Origin of the sequence: Actinomycetospora endophytica (genome assembly GCF_021026375.1) — a bacterium.
Taxonomy (GTDB): Bacteria; Actinomycetota; Actinomycetes; order Mycobacteriales; family Pseudonocardiaceae; genus Actinomycetospora; species Actinomycetospora endophytica.
In genome coordinates, this window is the sequence record NZ_JAJNDB010000015.1 from 1 (window position 1) to 3,391 (window position 3,391).

The 3,391-nt window shown below is 59.2% G+C and carries 1 rRNA gene; it reads left to right on the top strand.

Features of this window, described 5'->3' with window-relative positions:
- Nucleotides 1–190: 190 nt before the first annotated feature.
- Nucleotides 191–3,292 (top strand): 23S ribosomal RNA (locus tag LQ327_RS33460).
- Nucleotides 3,293–3,391 lie beyond the last annotated feature (99 nt).

Sequence of the window (3,391 nt, forward strand, 5' to 3'; positions counted from 1 at the left end):
AGGGCACTCATTCGCCTCTGCTCCGGTTGTTGTGGGGTGGGGGTGGTGGTGTGCGTGTGGGTTTGTCAAGTGCAGAGTGGACGCGAGCATCTTTTTTCTTGATCTCGATACTGCATCTGTCCCTGTCGTTGTGTGGTGGGGGTGGGTGTGGTTGTTTGCTTGATGACTGTGTGACCGGTGTTGGTGTGTTGGTCAAGTTGTCAAGGGCGCACGGTGGATGCCTGGGCATCAGGAGCCGATGAAGGACGTGGGAGGCCGCGATAGGCCTCGGGGAGCTGTCAACCGAGCTGTGATCCGAGGGTGTCCGAATGGGGTAACCCGGCAGCCGTCATGGGCTGTCACCCCCGCCTGAATGTATAGGGCGGGTGGAGGGAACGCGGGGAAGTGAAACATCTCAGTACCCGCAGGAGAAGAAAACAACAGTGATTCCGTGAGTAGTGGCGAGCGAAAGCGGAAGAGGCTAAACCCCGCTTGTGTGAGAGCTGGCAGGTGTTGCTGGTGGGGTGTTGTGGGGCGTCATGTCCGGGGGCTGCTGACCCTGGGCGTGGGTGTGGATGGTTAGTCGAAGGCGTTGGGACGCGTCGGCGTAGAGGGTGAGACCCCCGTAGGCGAAAACCGTTCATGTCCGCGTGGTGGCGTGCCCGAGTAGCAGCGAGCCCGTGGAATTCGCTGTGAATCTGCCGGGACCACCCGGTAAGCCTAAATACTTCCTGATGACCGATAGCGGACGAGTACCGTGAGGGAAAGGTGAAAAGTACCCCGGGAGGGGAGTGAAATAGTACCTGAAACCGTGTGCCTACAAGCCGTCAGAGCTGATCTCCGGATTGGTGATGGCGTGCCTTTTGAAGAATGAGCCTGCGAGTTAGCGGTACGTGGCGAGGTTAACCCGTCGAGGGGTAGCCGTAGCGAAAGCGAGTCCGAACAGGGCGTGTTGAGTCGCGTGCTCTAGACCCGAAGCGGGGTGATCTACCCATGGCCAGGGTGAAGCGCCGGTAAGACGGTGTGGAGGCCCGAACCCACCAGGGTTGAAAACCTGGGGGATGAGCTGTGGGTAGGGGTGAAAGGCCAATCAAACTCCGTGATAGCTGGTTCTCCCCGAAATGCATTTAGGTGCAGCGTCGCGTGTTACTCACCGGAGGTAGAGCACTGGTTGGCCTAGGGGGCCCACAAGCTTACTGAAGTCAGCCAAACTCCGAATGCCGGTGAGCTCGAGCGCGGCAGTGAGACTGCGGGGGATAAGCTTCGTAGTCGAGAGGGAAACAGCCCAGATCGCCGGCTAAGGCCCCTAAGCGTGCGCTAAGTGGGAAAGGATGTGGGATCGCCCAGACAACCAGGAGGTTGGCTTAGAAGCAGCCACCCTTGAAAGAGTGCGTAATAGCTCACTGGTCAAGTGGTCCTGCGCCGACAATGTAGCGGGGCTCAAGCGCACCGCCGAAGCCGCGGCAACATCACGTACATTCACTTCGGTGTGATGGTGGTGTTGGGTAGGGGAGCGTCATGCGGGTGGTGAAGCGGCGGAGTGATCCAGCCGTGGAACCCGTGTGAGTGAGAATGCAGGCATGAGTAGCGATAGCAGAGTGAGAAACTCTGCCGCCGGATGACCAAGGGTTCCTGGGCCAGGTTTTTCCGCCCAGGGTGAGCCGGGACCTAAGGCGAGGCCGACAGGCGTAGTCGATGGACAACGGGTTGATATTCCCGTGCTCGTGTAGGCGCGTCCCTGGCGAATCCAGGTGTGCTAACCGCCCGAACCTCGGGAGTCTCCTTCGGGAGCTCCACGGGGGGAGCGCGGGACCCTGCCTGGTAGTAGCCAAGCGATGGGGTGACGCAGGAGGGCAGCTCCGCCAGTGAGTGGTTGTACTGGTGCAAGCGTGTAGACCGGTGTACAGGCAAATCCGTGCACCACACAGGTTGAGACGTGACGCATAGCCGTTGAGGCGAAGCAGAGTGATCCCATGCTGCCGAGAAAAGCCTCTAGCGAGTTCCTACGCGACCCGTACCCCAAACCAACACAGGTGGTCAGGTAGAGAATACCGAGGCGTTCGAGCGAACTGTGGTCAAGGAATTCGGCAAAATGCCCCCGTAACTTCGGGAGAAGGGGGACCCCGGCGCCTGAAGCCCCTCGCGGGCTAGGGCGTGGAGGTCGCAGAGACCAGGGGGAAGCGACTGTTTACTAAAAACACAGGTCCGTGCGAAGTCGCAAGACGATGTATACGGACTGACTCCTGCCCGGTGCTGGAACGTTAAGGGGACCGGTTAACCCTTCTGGGGTGAAGCTGAGAACTTAAGCGCCAGTAAACGGCGGTGGTAACTATAACCATCCTAAGGTAGCGAAATTCCTTGTCGGGTAAGTTCCGACCTGCACGAATGGAGTAACGACTTCCCCGCTGTCTCGACCACAGACTCGGCGAAATTGCACTACGAGTAAAGATGCTCGTTACGCGCGGCAGGACGGAAAGACCCCGGGACCTTCACTACAGCTTGGTATTGGTGCTCGGTTCGGCTTGTGTAGGATAGGTGGGAGACTGTGAAATTCGCACGCCAGTGCGGGTGGAGTCATCGTTGAAATACCACTCTGGTCGAATTGGGCATCTAACCTCGGGCCATGATCTGGTTCAGGGACAGTGCCTGGTGGGTAGTTTAACTGGGGCGGTTGCCTCCCAAAGAGTAACGGAGGCGCCCAAAGGTTCCCTCAGCCTGGTCGGCAACCAGGTGTCGAGTGCAAGTGCACAAGGGAGCTTGACTGTGAGACCGACGGGTCGAGCAGGGACGAAAGTCGGGACTAGTGATCCGGCACCTCCTGGTGGAAGGGGTGTCGCTCAACGGATAAAAGGTACCCCGGGGATAACAGGCTGATCTTGCCCAAGAGTCCATATCGACGGCATGGTTTGGCACCTCGATGTCGGCTCGTCGCATCCTGGGGCTGGAGTAGGTCCCAAGGGTTGGGCTGTTCGCCCATTAAAGCGGTACGCGAGCTGGGTTTAGAACGTCGTGAGACAGTTCGGTCCCTATCCGCCGCGCGCGCAGGAGACTTGAGGAAGGCTGTCCCTAGTACGAGAGGACCGGGACGGACGAACCTCTGGTGTGCCAGTTGTCCCGCCAGGGGCACGGCTGGTTGGCTACGTTCGGAAGGGATAACCGCTGAAGGCATCTAAGCGGGAAGCCCGTTCCAAGATGAGGTCTCCCACCCCATGAGGGTTAAGGCCCCCACCAGACCAGTGGGTTGATAGGCCAGACATGTACGCACCGCAAGGTGTTCAGTGGACTGGTACTAATAGGCCGAGGACTTGCCCGACACACCACCACTGCTCACACACGAGCAACCAGGTGACTGGCAAGCAAACATCAAGAACAAAAGCGCTGCTCGCGTCCACACACTGCACACCCCAACCCC